This is a genomic window from Mesorhizobium sp. CAU 1741, assembly GCF_039839275.1.
Classification (GTDB): domain Bacteria; phylum Pseudomonadota; class Alphaproteobacteria; order Rhizobiales; family Rhizobiaceae; genus Aerobium.
Map to the genome: position 1 here is coordinate 140,362 of NZ_JBDOQP010000004.1, position 18,007 is coordinate 158,368.

Here is an 18,007-nt window from a genome sequence, read left to right on the forward strand (position 1 = left end):
TCCATTCTCAACTCCAAATTTCTGATCCGGCCGATGCCCCTCGACCGCAGCCGGATCGTATCCATGACCACTGATCCATCCAGCTAACTTGACTTGTGCAGTCAGGTATTGTGGATTCCCGTGGTTTTGTAGGAATCCATGGGAATTTCAGGTTTTCGCTGCTTGCACCGCCTTCGAGGCGTTGACGCAAACGGCACAAACCTGAAATTGGAAGTCCACTTTAGCTCGTGAAGGGAATTTCGCCAATGCCATGGCGCTTCGGATATGTTGCCTGCCTCGCCGGCCTCTCTCTGGGCATGTCGCCCGGTTGGGCGCACGCACAGGAAACCGCCTCTTTCCCGATCACGATCGAGCACGCCTTCGGCACGACGGTGATCACCCAGAAGCCGCAGCGCGTTGCCACCGTTGCATGGGCCAACCACGAAGTCCCGCTTGCGCTGGGCGTCGTGCCCGTCGGCTTCGCGGCCGCCAATTTTGGCGACGACGACGATGACGGCCTGCTGCCATGGGTGGAGGAAAAGCTCGCCGAACTCGGCGCCGAAGTGCCGGTGCTGTTCGACGAGGGCGACGGGATCGACTTCGAGGCGGTCGCCGCGACCGCCCCCGACATCATCCTCGCCGCCTATTCGGGGCTCAGCCAGGCAGACTACGAAACGCTGAGCCAGATCGCCCCGGTGGTCGCATATCCCGACAATCCGTGGTCGACCGACTGGCGCGAGATGATCCAGCTCAACAGCGCCGCGATGGGAATGGCGGCGCAGGGCGACGCGCTGATTGCCGACCTTGAAACCGAGATTGCGCAAGCCGTCGGCGGCCATCCGGACCTGGCGGGCAAGTCGGCAATGTTCGTCACGCACCTCAACCCGTTCGATCTGGGCAGCATCAATTTCTACACCACCAACGACACGAGGGTGAAGTTCTTCGAGGATCTCGGTCTGGTCTCGCCCCCAAGCGTCGTCGAGGCGAGCGCGCCGGGCAAGTATTCCGCCTCCTTCAGCACCGAGCAGATCGACACGTTCGACGACGTCGACATCGCGGTCACCTATGGCGACCAGCAGATGCTGACCTCGCTGATGGCCAACGTGCTGCTGCGGCAGATGCCGGCTGTGGAGAACGGCGCGCTGGTGATCCTTGGCCGCGACCCGCTGGGCACCGCCGCCAATCCAACGCCGCTGTCGATCCCCTACGTGCTCGACGACTACGTGGCGATGCTTGCCGAGGCAGCGAGAAAGTCGGTCAGAAAGTCGCAATGAGCCTTTCGACCCCCACCGCGACCGCGCGGCCGGGAATGCCGGCGCGGTCAGGCAGGATGCGTGGCCTCGGGCTCCTGGGGCTCGGCGCGCTGCTTGTCATGCTGTGTGCGCTGTCGATCACCATCGGGTCTCGCGACGTGCCGTGGAGCGACATCGCCGCCGCACTTTCGGGCCAGGTCGACACGGTCGGCCAGGCTGCGGTATCCCTGCGCATCCCGCGCACGCTGCTGGCGCTGCTCGCGGGCGCCGCGCTGGGGCTCGCCGGCGCGGTGATGCAGGGCGTGACGCGCAATCCGCTCGCCGATCCCGGCATTCTCGGCATCAACACCGGCGCGGCGCTCGCCGTGGTCGTCGGCGTCGCCTGGTTTGGTATGTCTTCCACCGATGCATTCGTCTGGTCGGCGACGGCGGGCGCCGGCTTCACCGCCCTTTTCGTCTACACCATCGGCTCGATGGGACGCGGTGGCGCGACGCCGCTGAAGCTGACGCTGGCGGGAGCGGCAACTTCCATCGCCTTTTCCTCGCTGGTCATCGCCGTCGTCCTGCCGCGCAACGACATAGCCGGTGGCATCCGTTCCTGGCAGATCGGCGGCGTCGGCGGCGCCACCGACGAGCGCATCCTGCCGGTGCTGCCTTTCCTCGCCATCGGCCTCGCGCTCAGCATGCTGTCGGCAAAGCGGCTGAACGCGCTGGCGCTGGGCGACGAGCTTGCCGCCGGGCTTGGCGAGCGCGTCGCCATTGCCCGCGCGGTCGCAGCGCTCGGCGCGGTGCTGCTGTGCGGCGCCACCACCGCCGCCTGCGGACCGATCGGCTTCGTCGGCCTCGTCGTGCCGCATCTGTGCCGGCTGCTGGTGGGCGTCGACCATCGCTGGCTGCTGCCCTTCTCGGCCGCCGCCGGTGCCTGCCTGCTGATCCTCGCCGACATCGTCGGGCGCATCGCAGCCCGCCCCGCCGAAATCGACGTCGGCATCGTCACCGCTTTCGTGGGCGCGCCGTTCTTCATCTGGATCGTCCGCCGGCAACGGGTGCGCGAACTGTGACGCTGGCCCCTGCCCTGACCTTTTCCAATGCCGCCGACCGCGGCCGCCGGATGCGCCGCCAAGCCGCGCTGGTCGCGTTCCTGCTGGCGCTGCTCGTTGCGGTCTTCGTGCTGACGCTGGTGCTGGGCCAGGCCTACACGCCTCCGGGCGAGGTTCTGCGCGTGCTGATGGGCGAAGACGTGCCGGGCGCGAGCTTCACCGTCGGCCAGTTGCGGCTGCCGCGCGCCGTCCTTTCGGTGCTGGCGGGCATGAGCTTCGGCCTGTCTGGCGTCGCCTTCCAGACCATGCTGCGCAACCCGCTCGCCAGTCCAGACATCATCGGCATCAGTTCCGGCGCCAGCGCGGCGGCGGTGTTCGCTATCGTCGTCCTGTCGCTCGACGGCCCGGCCGTTTCGGTATTTGCCGTGTGCGCTGGGCTTGCCGTGGCGCTGGCGATCTATGCGCTTGCCTTCCGCGACGGTGTCGTTGGAACGCGGCTCATCCTCATCGGCATCGGCGTTTCCGCGATGCTGGAAAGCTTCGTCGCCTATATTCTGACGCAGGCGCCGGAATGGACGCTGCAGGAGGCGCTGCGGTGGCTGACCGGCAGCGTCAACAGCGCGCGGCTCGACCAGGCGGTGCCGCTGGCCCTGTCACTGCTTGTCTTCGGCGGGCTGCTGATGTCACGGGCGCGCGACCTCGATCTTCTGAGGCTCGGCGACGACACCGCTGCCGCGCTCGGCGTCAACGTGGCCTGGACCCGCGTGACGGTCATCATTGGCGCCGTCGGCATGATCGCCATGGCCACCGCAGTGACCGGTCCGATCGCCTTCGTCGCCTTCCTGGCCGGGCCGATCGCGGTCCGCATCGTCGGTCCGCGCGGCTCGCTGCTGCTGCCGGCCGCGCTTGTCGGCGCGGTGCTGGTGCTGGCAAGCGACTATGTCGGCCAGTTCCTGCTTCCCAGCCGCTATCCGGTCGGCGTCGTTACCGGGGCGCTGGGCGCGCCATACCTCATCTACCTCATCGTGCGCGTCAACCGCACCGGACGATCGCTATGAAGCCGCACACACTCCGCGCCAAGGGTCTATCGGTCCGCTATGGCGGGCCCGAAATCCTCAGCGACCTCGGCCTCGACATACCGCCCGGCAAGATCACGGTGATCGTCGGCGCCAATGCCTGCGGCAAGTCGACCCTCCTGCGCGCGATGTCGCGGCTTCTGTCGCCGCATGCCGGGCAGGTGCTGCTCGACGGCAAATCGATCCACCGCATCCCGTCGCGGGAGCTCGCCCGGACGCTCGGGCTGCTGCCGCAATCGCCGATCGCGCCGGAAGGCATCACCGTCGCCGACCTCGTCGGCCGTGGCCGCACGCCGCATCAAGGCCTGTTCTCGCGCTGGACCCGCGCCGACGACGATGCCGTTGAACACGCGCTGGCGGCGACGCAGACGCTGGATCTTGCCGAGCGGTCGGTGGACGAGCTTTCCGGTGGCCAGCGCCAGCGTGTCTGGATCGCCATGGCGCTGGCACAGAAGACCGACATATTGCTGCTCGACGAGCCGATCACCTTCCTCGACGTTCACCATCAGATCGAGGTGTTGGACCTGTTGGCCGATCTCAACCATGCCAAGGGAACCATGATCGCCATGGTGCTGCACGACCTCAACCTCGCGGCCCGCTACGCGGACCATCTCGTCGCCATGGTCGCTGGCCGCATCCACGCCGCCGGCAGTCCCGAAGCGGTGTTGACGCAGGACACGATCCGTACCGTCTTCGGCGTCGAAAGCCGCATCGTCACAGACCCGACCTCCGGCAAGCCGCTGATGCTGCCCATCGGTCGCCACCGGATGCTCGACCAGGGCTCCGCCGCCCCTCGCCCGCACGTAAAGGAAGACCTCGCATGAACACGGCCGGGAACTACAAGCTGTCGGGCGTCGCCCAGCCCGTCGACGTCGGCTCGATGCTCGATCAGATGTGCGAGCATTTCCTCGAACATGCCGAAGTGCGCCGCAGTGGCGATACAGCGCTGCTGAAAAGCGAGGAGGGCGTCGCCAGCCTTCGCGTCGAGCAGGGGCGGATCCTCATCGAGCTCGACTGCCCGTCCGAACAGGCGCTGCAGATGAGCCGGACGTCTATCGCGGAGCACATGTTCTACTTCGCGGGCGACGAGCCCTTCGACCTCAAATGGTCAGGTACCCAGCGCACCGTGCCGGTGTCGAACCTGCACTATGTCACGGTCGTATCGGCTGAAGACGTGACGCCACTGATGCGGCGTGTGCGGTTTTCATGCGACGACGTCGCGCCGTTCATCGGCGGCGACATGCATGTGCGTCTGATGGTTCCGCCAGCCGGCAGGACGCCGGTCTGGCCGAGCATCCGCGACGACGGGCGCATCGGCTGGCCCAAGGGCGACGACGCGCTTCTGGTGCGGGCCTATACGATCCGCGCGGTCGACGTGGAGCGCGGCGAATTGCTGGTCGACTTCGTCCAGCACCCCGCGCCGGGCGTCAGCACGCCGGGGGCGGATTTCGCGCGCGACGCGAAGCCCGGCATGAAGGCCGCGTTCATGGGGCCCGGCAGCGGGCATCTTCCGGACGCGTCCTCGATCTTCCTTGCCGGCGACGAAAGCGCGCTGCCGGCGATTGCCCGTATCATCGCCGAGGTCCCGGCAGGCACGCGCCTGCAGGCGCTCATCGAGGTCGCCGACCCAGCCGAGGAGCAGCCGCTTCCCACCAAGGGAACGCTCGACCTCCGCTGGCTGCACCGAAGCGCCTATCCCGCCGGCGAAAAGGGCAGTTTCGCCGAGGCGATCAAGACGCAATTGGCAGCTATCGACGAAGCCACGTTCGTGTGGGTCGCATGCGAGAAGGAGGACGTGCGCGCCGCCCGCGCCTTCCTCCGGAGCCGCGGCAGGGACAGAAGACGGATGTACGTCGCATGGTACTGGGAGCGCGAACCCGGCTCGCACGACGAGGAGTAGCGGCTGCTCCCGGTCAGCCCCGTCGGCCCGCGAGCGGAATCTTGGCTGGACAGGAACGCCAATCGATTTCGTCCGTTGCTGTTCGACCCGGGAAATCCGGACGGCACGATCGCGAATGGCGGAGGGTTTCTTTCTTCGTTGATCGACCGCCATCCCGGCATTGGGCACCCGGTGTGAGTAAGGGCAGATGACGGACAAGGTCGAAGAAAGACGCATCGACGACGAGTTGCATCGCATGGCCGGCGGGTCGGACCCGTTTGCCGCTGCGGTGCGTGCCACGCGCATGCCGATGCTGATCACCGATCCACGCCAGCCCGACAATCCCATCGTCTTCGTCAACGACGCCTTCGGGCGGCTGACGGGGTATGACCGGGACGAGACGCTTGGACGCAATTGCCGCTTCCTCCAAGGCCCCGAGACCGACCGGGCGGACGTGCGCCGCATCCGCGATGCCGTCCAGAACCGGGTGGCGATCGAGATCGAGCTGCTCAACTATCGCAAGGACGGCACCACGTTCTGGAACCGGCTGCTGATGTCTCCGGTGTTCGCCGATGGCGAACTGACCTACTTCTTCGCCTCGCAGTTCGACGTGACGTTCGAGCGCGAGCGGTTCACCCGCCTCGCCTCCGACAGACAATTGCTCGAAACCGAGATCGAGGAACGCATTCGCGATCTCGGCGCGGCCGAGGAACGGATACGCTTCATCCTCGGCGCGGCCAAGCTTGGGACATGGACGCTCGACCTGTCGAACCGCCGCATGCTCGCCTCCGACCAGTGCAAGTCGATCTTCGGCTACCCGTCGTCGGAAGCGTTTGGCCTCGAGCAGATTCAGGCGGCACTCGGCGCAGACGAACGCAAGGCGTGGAACCGCGCGTTCGAAAAGGCACTCGGCGGCGAAGGCTATATGGAGGCGGACCTGCACCTGCTGACGCCCGGCGGCGAGCCGAAATGGGTCGAGATCCGCTGCAGGACGCATTTCGACGCCCACCACAAGCCAATCAGCATGGTCGGTGTCGTGATCGACATCACCGACCGCCGCGCCGCCGAGACCCATCGCGATCTCCTGACCCGCGAACTGAGCCACCGCGTGAAGAACACACTTTCAACCGTGCAGGCAATCGTCGGCCGCTCGCTGCGCGAGAACGGCGTCGAGGATGCGCTGGTGGCCAAGATCGCCGACCGGCTGCAGGCAATCGCCAGCGCCCATGACGTTCTGACCCACCAGGGCTGGTCCAGCGCCGATCTCGGTCGCATCGTTTCCTCGGTCATATCGCGGTTTCACGCCGAGGCGCCGCGGATCATGTTCACCGGGCCGCCCGTGCTGCTGTCGGCCCGTGCCGCCACCTCGTTCGCGCTGGCGATCCACGAACTTGCCTCCAACGCCGTCGCCCATGGCTGCCTGTCGGAGGCGGCGGGCAAGGTGCGGATGGAATGGGAGACCGATGGCGACGAACTGCGGCTCGTCTGGACGGAGAGCGGCGGCCCGTCCGCTGCCAACCCCGACGACCGGGGCTTCGGCAGCCTGCTGATCGAGACGGTGCTGGCCAGCAGCACCTACGGCAAGACCAAGCTCGACTATCGCGACAGCGGCCTGGTGTTCACCTATGCGGCGCCGCTGGAAACCCTAGTGGAAGACGACAGTATCCGCGCCTATTGAGCGGCTAGTCGCCGAGAAGCAGCGCGCGCGCGCAGCGCAGGATTGCCGATGCCTCGTAGGGCTTGCTGACAACCGGCACCCGCGAGAATTGCTCCGGCAGCACGCCGCCGTCTCCATATCCGGTGGCAAACATGAACGGGATGCCTTGCTCGACAAGGCGCTGCGCGATCGGCTCCGAGGTGGTATCGCCGAGATTGACGTCGAGGATCGCCAGATGCGGCCGCTCGCGCTCAAGCGCCGCGAACGCTTCGCGCGCAGAGCTGGCGGTGGCGAGAACTGTGCCTTCTGCGTCCTCTATGATCATCTCGAGGTCGAGTGCGACAAGAAGCTGGTCCTCGACGATGAGCACGCGAATGCCGGCCAGGTCGCCACCATCGAGCATCTGCGAAGCAGCAGCCAGGCCAGTCTCACCGCCCGGTCGCTCGCGCACGGAGACGAACGGCGACGGCAGGCGGAATTGCGCCAGCACGCCGCTGGGGCGGTACTCGATCCGGCTGTCGCCGCCGAGGTCATAGGGCACGCTTCGTTCTATCAGCGTGCTGCCGAAGCCGCGCCGTTTTGGCGGCATCACCTTGGTCTTCGTCGTCTCCGACCATCTGATATGGCAGTCGCCGACCGCATCGACGCTCCACGACACGAGGAGCTCGCCGCCGGCCTGCGCCAGCGCGCCGTATTTGGCGGCGTTGGTCGCCAGTTCGTGCAGCGCCAGCGCCATGATCGAAAAGGCGCGCGCATCCATCCAGATCGCCGGGCCCTCGAAACCGATGGATGACTGTCCGGTGCGGTAGGGGATCAGCTCGGCTTCGAGAAGATCGGAGAGAGAGCCGCCGCCGCCGCCGCGAATGACCTGGTCGTGGGCGAGTGACAGCGCCTGGATACGGCCGCGCAGCGTCTCGACATATCCCTTCAGCGTCTCGCCATCCTCCGTTGGATGGTTCACCAGCGACTTGATCACCGCCAAAATGTTCTTGACCCGGTGGTTGAGTTCCTCGTTGAGCATGCGCTGGCGTATCTCCGCCTTGGCGCGCTCGTCGGCCAGCAGTTCGGAGTGCTGCAGCGCCACCTCGACAAGCGCAGCGCGCGCGGCTTCGCCGAACTGCCGCTCAACTTCCGTCCACGGTGCCGACTGGTGGCGCACGGTCTCCTTCCAGATCGCGAAGCTTTTGCGGGGCGTCAGTCGGTCGCCAAGCGGGCCGATATCATACGTCTTCTCCGGGTTGCCGGCCCATTCGAGCACCTGGACCAGCTCGCGCCGGAAGAAGAACAGGTAATCGCGCGGGCGCTGCGACAGCGGCACGATCAGCACGCCGGCCGCCTCCGTCGCATAGGCGCGCGCCGATGGGAGTGCGGCAGACAGATGGTGCGTGGCCCAGATGCCGCCTTCGGCGGCGGCATTGGCGAACCGCACCAGCTCGGGCATGGCATCGGCCGGCGGGGTAACGCCGCGGGCGGCAAGCTGCCCATCAATCCAGATGCATTGTCCGTCGGACGGGATGAATTGGCCGAACTCATCCAGCCTCTCGCGCAGAAGCTGGTTGATGTCGTCGAGGCCGCTTGCCTGCCGCAGGATGCCGTCGAGCATGACGCGCGCCTGCGTGGCTGTCTCCAGCGACTGCTTGTTCTGCAGGGCGTGGAGATGCAGCGAGAAAAACTCGCCGAACATCTCGGCGGCAACGCGTTGCGTCATCGTCAGCGTGCGCGGGCCATAATGGTGGCAGGCGATAAGCCCCCACAAAACGCCATCGACGATGATGGAAATCGACATCGACGCGCCGACGCCCATGTTGCGCAGATATTCGCAGTGGATGGGCGACACGCTGCGCAGATGGGCGAAGGACAGGTCCAGGGGCTCGCCGGACACGTCGCGCTCGGGCATGATCGGGATGCGTTCGAAATCGGCATCGGAAATGATGCGAATGGTGTTCTTCAGGTAGAGCGCACGCGCCTGCTGGGGGATGTCGCTCGCAGGGAAATACTGACCGAGAAAGCTTTCGAGATCGGGGCGCCTGGACTCGCTGATCACTTTTCCGGCACCATCGGCGCCAAACTGATAGATCATCACGCGGTCGTAGCCGAGCATCGCCTGGACCAGCCGAGCAGTGTCGGCAACCAGGCGCTTGACGGTCGCGGCGGCGCCGACGCGGGCGATCATCGAGCGCGCCAGCTCCAGCGGCGCGGCGGTGTCGCCTTCCGCCGGCTCCAACTCGATGATGGCGGTGCCCTTGTAGCGATGCGCGGCGACGTCGAAGGCGCGACCGTTAGGAACCTGGCGGTTGAAGATCAGAGCCGGGCGCGTACCTTCGGGCGCGCGCGCCAGCGCGTTGCGTACATCGTGCGTCACCTGCGGGCCAAGAACGGTTTCGAGCGGCGTGCCGTTGATCCCCTCGCCGAAGCCAAGCATCTGGCCGGCATTGGCGGAGTGGCGCAGCACCGTGATGCCGCTGCTGTCGCAGGCCAGCAGGCAGCCATGCGGCTGGATGCTGCCCGGCACGTGAATCGGCTCGCGATCGCAGTTGGTCAGGTCGACGGGCTTAAGCAGGTTCACGATCCGGCTCCGAATAGGCGGTACAGGCTAACTCGAAGACCTGCAGTGCAGCCTGTCTCGCGTCGTCGAAATCAATGTCCGGCGCATGCTCCAGCAGCGCCACGAAGCGCTTCCAGCGCTGCTTGTCCTGCGTCTGCCGAAATAGCGCCCGCGCACCGAAGTCGGGCGTCATGCCCAGGTCGAGGGCTCGCTGATAGAGCACGCGCGCACCGAGCGATGAGCCTTCCAGCACATAGAGCGCACCCAACTGGGCGGACAGACCCGCAAATTGTGGCGTTTTGACGCTCATTTCGCGCGGAGCCGCGCCAAGATCGTCGAGGTCCCGCGCGAGGTCGGGTGCCAGCAGGTCCGGCGTCCATACGTCACACTCTTGCAGCGCCGGCTCCATCGCAGACCTGAAAGCCAGGCTGTGAGACACGAAACGCGCATATGCCTCCTCGTCCCGGAAGTCGGGAGACAGAGCATCGAGCTTTTCGTGAATAAGGGAAGTGTGGGCGCGCAAAGCGCCTCGAAGAGTCGTATCGTACAATATCCGCTCCAGAACGCGCGCGACAATACTGTCCACGACACGGCCTGTCTGTTAACTTTGCTAACCTGTCAGATATAATTCGACAGCGGATTGTCCAGCGCCAGCGGACAAAAAGGCCCGCCGCTAGGCAGACCAGCGCCGCTTGTGCGGATGCATGGTCAGAGACCTGTCGGCACAAGGCGCCTATTCGGCGGGCGCGGTCGCCCTGATCTCTTCGAGCACCTTTTGCGCCACGTCCATGCGTACGTGTCCGCTCTCTTTCAGCCTGACGACCACGCGTTCGATCTCGTCGCCATCCGCGCCGGCAGCAACCGCAATGTTGCGGGCATGGAGCGACATATGGCCCTTCTGGATGCCTTCGGCCGCCAGTGCGCGCAGCGCGCCGGTGTTCTGTGCCAGTCCGACGGCGACGATCACTTCGGCCAGCTCCTGCGCGCTCTCCACGCCCAGCAGCCTGACATTGGCCTGTGCGACCGGATGCGTCTTGGTGGCGCCGCCGATCAGCCCGACGGCCATTGGCAGCTCGATCGTGCCGACGAGATTGCCATTGATGTCCTTCTCGAAGGTCGACAGCGACGTGTAGCGCCCCGACGCCGCCGCATGGCAGTGGGCGCCCGCCTCCACCGCGCGGGTATCGTTGCCGGTGGCAAGCACCACAGCCGTGATGCCGTTCATGATGCCCTTGTTGTGCGTGGCGGCACGATACGGGTCGGCTGCGGCGAACGCGTAGGCGTCGAGGATGCCGTCAACGACGTCGTCTCCGCCGAGTGCGGTCTTGTCGAACACGGCGCGCACCCGCGCCAGCCGGCGATCCGCCTTGTTGGAAAGGATGCGTAAGCGCACCCGCGCGCCGGTAATCTCGGCGACGAGGGGGGCCAGTGCCTCCGCCATGGTGTTGACGGCGTTGGCGCCCATCGCGTCGCGGACGTCGACGATCAGATGCACCACGACATACGTGGCTGTGCCGGCGTCGACGATGCGCACCTCGATATCCTTCGCTCCGCCGCCAAGGCCGACAAGGAACGGGTCCTGCTCGTTGGCGAGGTCGAGAAGCTCCTGCCTGCGCTCGTACAGGCGCAGGCGCGCGCCATGCGGATCGGTCGCCCCGACCACCTGGATCTGCGCGATCATGATCGGCTGGTCGCTCGATGTGTGAAACCCGCCATGGATGCGGGCGACCGACGCCATGTTGCTCGCGGCAGCGACGACCGAAGGTTCCTCGGTGGCCATCGGCACGAGATAGTCGCGCCCGTTGATCTTGAAGTTGGCCGCCACGCCGAGCGGCACCGACAGCGTGCCGATGACGTTCTCGATCATCCGGTCCGCCATCGCCAGCATTCCCTCGTCGGCCGGAACGACCACCGACAATGCGGCGCTTTCCATCCCCTTCGCCTCGCAGACGGTCTGCAGCCTCTCGGCGGGCGACAGCTTGTAGAATCCGGGAAGGCGGCTGTTTGTCGGCATGTGGCAGGGCTCCTCGAAGCTTGGGCTCGCACACCCTATTGGCGCCGCAGCGCCCCAACAATGTGGATCGTTCACAGGGCTCCGGCTGACCACCGTGGGATGGAGACAATGAAGTTCATCTCATTCGGCCTGTTTCAGCGCATGCATGCGAAGCGCCACATGAGTTTCCAGCCCGTGCAGCGGGTTCAGGCAATCCGGGTTCAACTGCCCGACGAGGTCGAGCCGCTGGCGCATCGTATTGACGTGGATGCCGATATGCTCGGCGGCCTTCTGGAGGCTGCGTCCGCCGTCGAGATAGGCCAGCAGCGTGCGCGCCAACTGCGTCCCCTTGCGCATGTCGTGCTCGATGACCGGGCCGAGCGTGCCGCGAATGAAGGCGTCGATCGCGTCGCCCTGCTTGTCGGCGAAGACCAGCCCGTACATCGCCAGCGCGCTCTCGAAGGCAACGCGTCCCGTCTGGCCGAGCCGCCGCAGCAGCCCGAGGCAGCGCCGCAGCGCCTCGTATTGCGCCGTCGCCTCGCCGATCGCCTCGACGGGCCGGGAGATGACGATCGTCAGGTCGCGCCGCACCGCCTCGCGCAAACGCTCCTGCAACGCGGCGGCGATGTCGCGCGGGCGCTCGCCATTGGTGACGATCAGCAGGTCGCCGTTGAACTCGGCGAAGATCGTGTCACGGCCCGACAGGGCCGCACGCGCGGCGCCGGCGACCTGGATGAAGGAGACATCCGCCAGGTCCACCATCATCATCGTCACCGGCCAGGTGATCGCGACGGCGCCGGGAAGCTGCCGCATCGCGCCGCTCGCGAACGGGTCGGTGGTGCCGCGAACCAGCGCCGAAATCGCATCAGTGGCGCTCTTGTGCGCAAGCTGGGCGATCCGCTCCATGGACAGGAGCACAATGCCCGTGACGATGGCACTGCGCTCGAAGGTGCGTATCTCGGAGGCGGAGAAGCTCCTTTGCCGCTTGAAGATCAGCGAGCCGAGCCGAGCCGTGCCGCCGATAGCGGCGGCGACGAGCGCGACCCCGCCATCGTCGCAATGCACCTGGACGGACCGGCCGAGGCGGTCGCTCTCGCGCACGGCTCGCATCAGCATCTGCTCGGAGAAGTGGTCGGGCATCGCGCCGGTGATCGGCTTCTGGCGCTCGTCGAGCACCACAGCCTGCCCGTGAAGGATGTTGCCGACCCGCCGCGTCAGGTCGTCAAGCGTACCGCCGCGCGCCACAAGCTCCGTCAGTTGCTCGTGGGCGGCGGCCGCGTCCTCGACATCGTCGGCCTTGGCCTTCAGCGCCGCATTGGCATCCTTGGCTGCCTGGAGCGCGCGACGAGCCTCTTCCAGCAGCCGGGCGTTCTCGATGGCGAGAGCCGCGAAGGTGCCGAGCGACGACAGCACCGCCATTTCCTGGGGCGTATAGGAGCGCACATAGCGGTCGCCGACGAACAGCACGCCGATGACATGCGCTTCCACCTCCAGCGGAATGCCGAGGATCGACACGACGCCTTCTCCCTGCGTCGCCTGGTCGATGAAGGAATCGTGCGCGAAAGCGGGGTCGACGGAGTAGTTGCTGGAATAGAACGGCCGACGCGTACGCGCCACGCTTCCGCACACCCCGACGTCGCGCGGCACGCGGATGCGGGCGAAGTCCTGCGAGATCACGCCCTCGGTCGCCTTGACGAAGAAGTCGTTGCGTTCGTCGTCGGCGGCCGACAGGTAGGCGATGTCGCTGCCGACGAGCTGGCGGGCGCGCTGGACGATCGCCTTGAGCACCTGGTCGGGATTTCGCAGCGCCGAAAGGTCGCGCGCCGTCTCGTAAAGCGCGGAAAGCTCCCTCTCCCGCTTGAGCTTGTTCTCGAAATTGTCATGAAGACGCAGCGCGATCTCGAGATCCTCGACCATCGACCCGGGCAGTTCGCCGACCGCCACGAGCTGCGAGACGTCCGTGTTCAGCTTCTCGAACGACGACACCGGTTCATTTGCGTCGAGCAGGCCGAGGATGCGGCGATAGAAATCCGACGGCTCAGCCTCCGGGTGACGGCTGATGCGTGTTTCCATCCTCTCCTCCCGGCGGCTCTCGGTTGTCATTCTTCCCAGTCTCCGATGTGGGAGCGCCATAGTGTATGGCGACCATCAATACAGGAACCGTCAAACTATGTGGCAGATCGCCATTCGATAGGTCCACTGCGGTGGATAGTATGGGTTCTGCTGGAGTTTGGACGGAGTGACGCATGGTAGGCGACGTATCGATCGTCGAAGTCGGGCCGCGCGACGGCTTGCAGAACGAAGCGGTCGCCGTGCCCGTCGAGGTGCGGCTGGAACTGGTGCAGCGTCTCGTTGCAGCGGGCTTGCTGCGCATCGAGCTCGGCAGCTTCGTCTCGCCGCGCCGCGTGCCCCAGATGGCGGCTTCGGCGGAAGTGGTACGCGGCGCACCAAGGGTGCAAGGGACACGCTACAGCGTGCTGGTGCCCAACGAGCAGGGAATGCGGGAGGCGGCGGCGCTTCCAGTGGACGAAATCGCCATTTTCGCATCGGCGTCGGAGACGTTCTCGCAACGCAACATCAACTGCTCGATCGCCGAAAGCATCGAACGTTTCAGGCCGGTCGTGGAGATCGCGTCCGCTCAGGGCATTGCCGTGCGCGGCTATGTTTCCTGCGTCCTTGGCTGTCCCTATGAGGGCGCCGTGCCGTTGACCGCCGTGGTCGATGTCTCCCGCCGGCTGGCGGAACTCGGATGCTACGAGATATCGTTGGGCGACACGATCGGTATCGGCACGCCCAGGTCCGCACGAGACATGTTTCGCGCGGTGGCCGGCGAACTGGCCCCGCAGACGCTGGCGCTTCACTTCCACGATACTTTCGGCCAGGCGCTGGCCAACATCCTCGCCTGCATCGAGGAAGGCGCGGCCACCGTGGACAGCGCCATCGCCGGCCTCGGCGGCTGTCCCTACGCGCCCGGAGCGTCCGGCAACGTCGCAACCGAAGACCTCGTCTACATGCTCGAAGGCCTTGGCGTGAAAACAGGCGTCGACCTGGCGGCGGCGGCGGCGGCAGGCGCATACATTTCCGGGCACCTGGGACGCGCGACCTCGTCCAGAGCGGGACAGGCGATGCTCGCTTCCGCCACAGATGCCAAGAGATAGAAGCATGAACGCGAACCGTGCGACGGTGATCACATACTTTTCGGGCAAGGGAGAATTCGATGTCTGACACAAAGCCTGCGGCGGCAAACGGCGTGACCGGCTCGGGGCCGCTCAAGGGGGTGACGGTACTCGACATCACCCGCGTGGTCGCCGGGCCGTTCTGCTCGATGCTGCTTGCCGATCTCGGCGCCACCGTCATCAAGGTCGAGCATCCGGACGAGCCCGATTATGCGCGCAGCTTCCCGCCATTCGTCGGCGGCGACGACGGCGAGTTCTCGGCGTTCTTCACCCAGTACAACCGCAACAAGCTTGGCATCACGCTCAACATGCGTTCTGACGAGGGCAAGGCGCTGTTGAAGAAGCTGGTTCGCCGCGCCGACATCCTGGTCGAGAACTTCCGGCCGGGAACGATGGAGAAGCTCGGGCTGGGCTACGACGTCCTCAGCGCCGAGAACCCGCGGCTGATCTATACGGCCATCAGCGGGTTCGGACGCACCGGCCCGAATTCCTCGCGACCAGCCTACGACAATACCGGGCAGGCCACCGGCGGCCTGTGGTCGATGAACGGCTATCCCGACCAGCCGCCGGTGCGCGTCGGCACGATCATCGGCGACCTCGCCGCCTCGCTCTATGCGGCGATCGGCACCCTTGCGGCCCTGCGGGTGGCGGAGCACAGCGGCAAGGGGCAGGTGGTCGACATCTCGCAGCAGGACTCCGTCCTCACGCTGACCGAAAACGCCGTGGTGCGCTACACGACGGGCGGAGACGTCGCCTCGCCGCTCGGCAACGACCATCCCTTCGTGCGGCCTTACGGACAGTTTCCCTGCAAGGACGGCTTCGTCTTCTTTGGCGGATATACCGACAAGTTCTGGCGCATCACCTGCGAGCTATTCGGCGAGCCGGAAGTCGCGGACGAGCCGGACATCGACACGATGGAAAAGCGCTTCGACGCCGTCGTGGCGGAAACGCGGGTCAAGCCGATACTGGAGCGCTGGTTCAGCAGCTATACCAAGGCGGAGCTGGAGGAACTGGCCGGGGACCGCGTGCCGCTCAGCGCGATCAAGACCATCGCCGAAGTGGTCGAGGACCCGCACATCGCGGCGCGCGAGATGATCGTCAACGTGCCGGTCGCCGGCAAGCTGGTGCGCATGTTCGGCCTGCCGGTGAAGCTCTCGGATACGCCCGGAAACCCCTGCGAGAAGGCACCCGACCCGGGCGAGCACAACGCCTTCGTCTATTCGCGGCTTGCCGGGCTAACGCCCCAGGAGATCGAGCGTCTCACCGAGACGGGAGCGATCTGAGCTATGGCCATCGAACTTTCGCGCGACGGCGCGGTCGCCACCGTCACGATCAACCGGCCCGACAAGCTCAACGCGCTGTCGCTGCAGATGTACGACGATCTCGGCGCCGCGTTCGCCGAAATCCGCGACGACGCTGACATCCGTGCGGTCGTGCTGACGGGCGCCGGCGACAAGGCGTTCTGTGTCGGTGCCGACCTGACCGAATCGATTCCCGCGCTCGCCAGCGGCCGGTTCGACATCAGCGCCTGGGACCCGGCGCACCTGAAGAACATGAACTTCTACAAGCCCATCGTCTGCGCCGTCCGCGGCCTTTGCCTGGGTGGCGGCTTCGAGATCATGCTCGCCACGGACATCCGTATCGCCGCCGACGACGCGCAGTTCCAGCTTCCCGAGCCGATGCACGGCTTCGTTCCGGCCGGCGGCACGCTGGTGCGGCTGGTGCGCCAGATCGGCTATGCCCACGCGATGGAGATCATGCTCACCGCGCGGCGCTTTTCAGCCAGGGAGCTCGAGATGCGTGGCGTCGTCAACCAGGTCGTCGCGCCCGGCGATGTCGCGGCGGTGGCCCACGAGACGGCGGCGCGGATCGCTTCTCTGAGCCCGACGGCGGTGCAGACGATCAAGGAAGCGGCGTTGACGCTGCAGGACCTGCCATGGGCGGAGGCGTTTGCCCGCGAAGCGGCGCTCGGCCAGAAGACCTTCACCAGCGACGACGCGAAGAAGGGGCTCGCCGCCTTCGCTGCCCGGGCAGCCGCAAAGCCCAAAGATTGACGGCCAAACGCGGCCGCGATGTGCGGCCGCGCCTGTGTCGTGTGCCGCTCAGTTACCGACGAGCGAGCAGGTCGACTTTTCGATCGGCTGGAAGGCCTCTTCCGCCGGAATGGTGGCGAGCAGCTTGTAATAGTCCCACGCCGCTTCCGATTCTTCCGGCGTCTTGACCTCGAACAGATACATCTCGTGCATCAGCCGGCCGTCCTCGCGGATGGTGGCGTTCTTGTAGAACACGTCGTTGACGGGCATCTCGCGCATCTTGGCCATCACCGCCTCGGTCTCGTCGGTGCCGGCGGCTTCGACGGCCTTGAGATAATGGAGCACGGAGGAATAGGTACCGGTCTGCAGCATGTTGGGCATCGCGTTCATCTGCTCGAAGAAGCGCTGCGACCATGCCCGCGTTTCGTCGTTGAGATCCCAATAGGAGGCTTCCGTGATGGTCAGCCCCTGCGCTTCCTCCAGGCCGAGCCCGTGCACGTCGTTGATGAAGCCGGCAAGCGTCGCCAGCTTCTGGCCGCCCTGTGTGAGGCCGAACTGGGCGGCCTGCTTGATCGAGTTGATGGCATCGGCACCGGCATTGGCAAGGGCCACGACCTTGGCCTGCGAGCCCTGCGCCGTCAGCAGGGCGGAGGCGAAATCGTTGGTGCCGACCGGCAGGCGGGTGTTGCCGAGGATCGTGCCGCCGGCGCTTGTGACGACCTCGGACGTGTCCTTCTCGAGGCTGTGGCCGAAGGCGTAGTCGGCGGTGACGAAGTACCAGCTATCGAAGCCCTGCTCGACCAGCGCCTTGCCGGTGCTGTGGGCGATCGCGTGAGTGTCGTAGGCCCAGTGGACGACATAGGGCCCGCAGACCTCGTTGGTGATCTGTAGCGAACCGGGAGAACTCAGCGTGATGATCTTCTCCTTCTCCTTGGCGATCTCGATGACTGCCAGGGCCGGTGACGACGACGCCACGTCGAGGATGGCATCCACCTTGTCCTCGTCGAACCACTTGCGCGCGATGGCCGAGCCGATGTCGGGCTTGTTCTGGTGGTCGCCGAAGACGACCTCTACCGGCTTGCCGAGAACGCTGCCGCCGAACTCTTCGACCGCCATCCTGGCGGCGGTGACGGCACCCATCCCGGTGATGTCGGAATAGACGCCCGCCATGTCCTCGATGAGGCCGATGCGCACGACGTCATCGGAGATTGCCACGTCCTGGGCGTGGCCGGCCGCGACGGGCAACGCCGCACAGGCAAGTGCCGTGGCGATGCCGAATGATGAGAATTTGCGATGCTGCACGATGTTCCTCCCTGTGCTCGACGATGCCCGGCTGCCTCCTGCAGCCGGACCCGTGCTTATGCAAGGAGAGGGTA

General features: G+C 66.0%; 14 protein-coding genes. 9 read left to right on the forward strand and 5 right to left on the reverse strand.

Going from position 1 to position 18,007, the window contains the following annotated elements:
• The first annotated feature begins 296 nt into the window (after positions 1 to 296).
• The 6 genes from AAFN84_RS17170 to AAFN84_RS17195 all read left to right on the forward strand — a co-directional run bounded on the left by AAFN84_RS17170 (position 297) and on the right by AAFN84_RS17195 (position 6,905).
• Positions 297 to 1,253, forward strand: coding sequence for an iron-siderophore ABC transporter substrate-binding protein (locus tag AAFN84_RS17170; protein ID WP_347516212.1), 957 nt, complete (start codon positions 297 to 299; stop codon positions 1,251 to 1,253).
• Positions 1,250 to 2,293 carry an iron ABC transporter permease gene (locus tag AAFN84_RS17175; RefSeq protein ID WP_347515860.1) on the forward strand — a complete coding sequence of 348 codons (1,044 nt, stop codon included), beginning with the start codon at positions 1,250 to 1,252 and terminating at the stop codon, positions 2,291 to 2,293. Before AAFN84_RS17170 ends, AAFN84_RS17175 begins: the two co-directional genes overlap by 4 nt.
• A 50-nt stretch (positions 2,294 to 2,343) precedes the next feature.
• A complete protein-coding gene (locus tag AAFN84_RS17180; RefSeq protein WP_347516213.1) occupies positions 2,344 to 3,330 on the forward strand; it encodes an iron ABC transporter permease in 987 nt (328 codons plus the stop codon).
• The gene (locus tag AAFN84_RS17185; RefSeq protein ID WP_347515861.1) at positions 3,327 to 4,172 is read left to right on the forward strand and encodes an ABC transporter ATP-binding protein; all 846 of its coding nucleotides are present in this window, start codon (positions 3,327 to 3,329) and stop codon (positions 4,170 to 4,172) included. The genes AAFN84_RS17180 and AAFN84_RS17185 overlap by 4 nt, the downstream gene beginning before the upstream one ends.
• Positions 4,169 to 5,248: a DUF2218 domain-containing protein gene (locus tag AAFN84_RS17190; protein WP_347515862.1), complete on the forward strand. Its 1,080-nt coding sequence runs from the start codon at positions 4,169 to 4,171 to the stop codon at positions 5,246 to 5,248. The genes AAFN84_RS17185 and AAFN84_RS17190 overlap by 4 nt, the downstream gene beginning before the upstream one ends.
• Positions 5,249 to 5,435: 187 nt before the next feature.
• The gene (locus AAFN84_RS17195) at positions 5,436 to 6,905 is read left to right on the forward strand and encodes a PAS domain-containing protein (RefSeq protein WP_347515863.1); all 1,470 of its coding nucleotides are present in this window, start codon (positions 5,436 to 5,438) and stop codon (positions 6,903 to 6,905) included.
• A gap of 4 nt (positions 6,906 to 6,909) precedes the next feature.
• Here the strand turns inward: AAFN84_RS17195 and AAFN84_RS17200 are convergent, their stop codons facing one another.
• The 4 genes from AAFN84_RS17200 to AAFN84_RS17215 all read right to left on the reverse strand — a co-directional run bounded on the left by AAFN84_RS17200 (position 6,910) and on the right by AAFN84_RS17215 (position 13,495).
• Positions 6,910 to 9,450 carry an HWE histidine kinase domain-containing protein gene (locus AAFN84_RS17200; RefSeq protein ID WP_347515864.1) on the reverse strand — a complete coding sequence of 847 codons (2,541 nt, stop codon included), beginning with the start codon at positions 9,448 to 9,450 and terminating at the stop codon, positions 6,910 to 6,912.
• Positions 9,437 to 9,838, reverse strand: coding sequence for a biliverdin-producing heme oxygenase (locus tag AAFN84_RS17205; RefSeq protein WP_347515865.1), 402 nt, complete (start codon positions 9,836 to 9,838; stop codon positions 9,437 to 9,439). Before AAFN84_RS17205 ends, AAFN84_RS17200 begins: the two co-directional genes overlap by 14 nt.
• Positions 9,839 to 10,162: 324 nt before the next feature.
• Entirely contained in the window at positions 10,163 to 11,443 is a 1,281-nt protein-coding gene (locus AAFN84_RS17210) for a hydroxymethylglutaryl-CoA reductase, degradative (protein WP_347515866.1), read from the reverse strand.
• A 120-nt stretch (positions 11,444 to 11,563) separates the two neighbouring features.
• Positions 11,564 to 13,495: a GAF domain-containing protein gene (locus AAFN84_RS17215; protein WP_347515867.1), complete on the reverse strand. Its 1,932-nt coding sequence runs from the start codon at positions 13,493 to 13,495 to the stop codon at positions 11,564 to 11,566.
• Between the two features lie 173 nt (positions 13,496 to 13,668).
• Between AAFN84_RS17215 and AAFN84_RS17220 the strand changes: the two genes are divergently transcribed.
• From AAFN84_RS17220 to AAFN84_RS17230, 3 genes are read left to right on the forward strand one after another with little or no spacing between them, the layout of a single operon-like run.
• Positions 13,669 to 14,580 carry a hydroxymethylglutaryl-CoA lyase gene (locus tag AAFN84_RS17220; protein WP_347515868.1) on the forward strand — a complete coding sequence of 304 codons (912 nt, stop codon included), beginning with the start codon at positions 13,669 to 13,671 and terminating at the stop codon, positions 14,578 to 14,580.
• A gap of 59 nt (positions 14,581 to 14,639) precedes the next feature.
• On the forward strand, positions 14,640 to 15,881 hold the full coding sequence (locus AAFN84_RS17225) for a CoA transferase (RefSeq protein WP_347515869.1): 1,242 nt from the start codon (positions 14,640 to 14,642) through the stop codon (positions 15,879 to 15,881).
• 3 nt (positions 15,882 to 15,884) lie between these two features.
• Positions 15,885 to 16,652, forward strand: a complete 768-nt coding sequence (locus AAFN84_RS17230; RefSeq protein ID WP_347515870.1) for an enoyl-CoA hydratase/isomerase family protein — start codon at positions 15,885 to 15,887, stop codon at positions 16,650 to 16,652.
• Positions 16,653 to 16,700: 48 nt separating this feature from the next.
• Here the strand turns inward: AAFN84_RS17230 and AAFN84_RS17235 are convergent, their stop codons facing one another.
• A complete protein-coding gene (locus AAFN84_RS17235) occupies positions 16,701 to 17,933 on the reverse strand; it encodes an ABC transporter substrate-binding protein (protein ID WP_347515871.1) in 1,233 nt (410 codons plus the stop codon).
• Positions 17,934 to 18,007 lie beyond the last annotated feature (74 nt).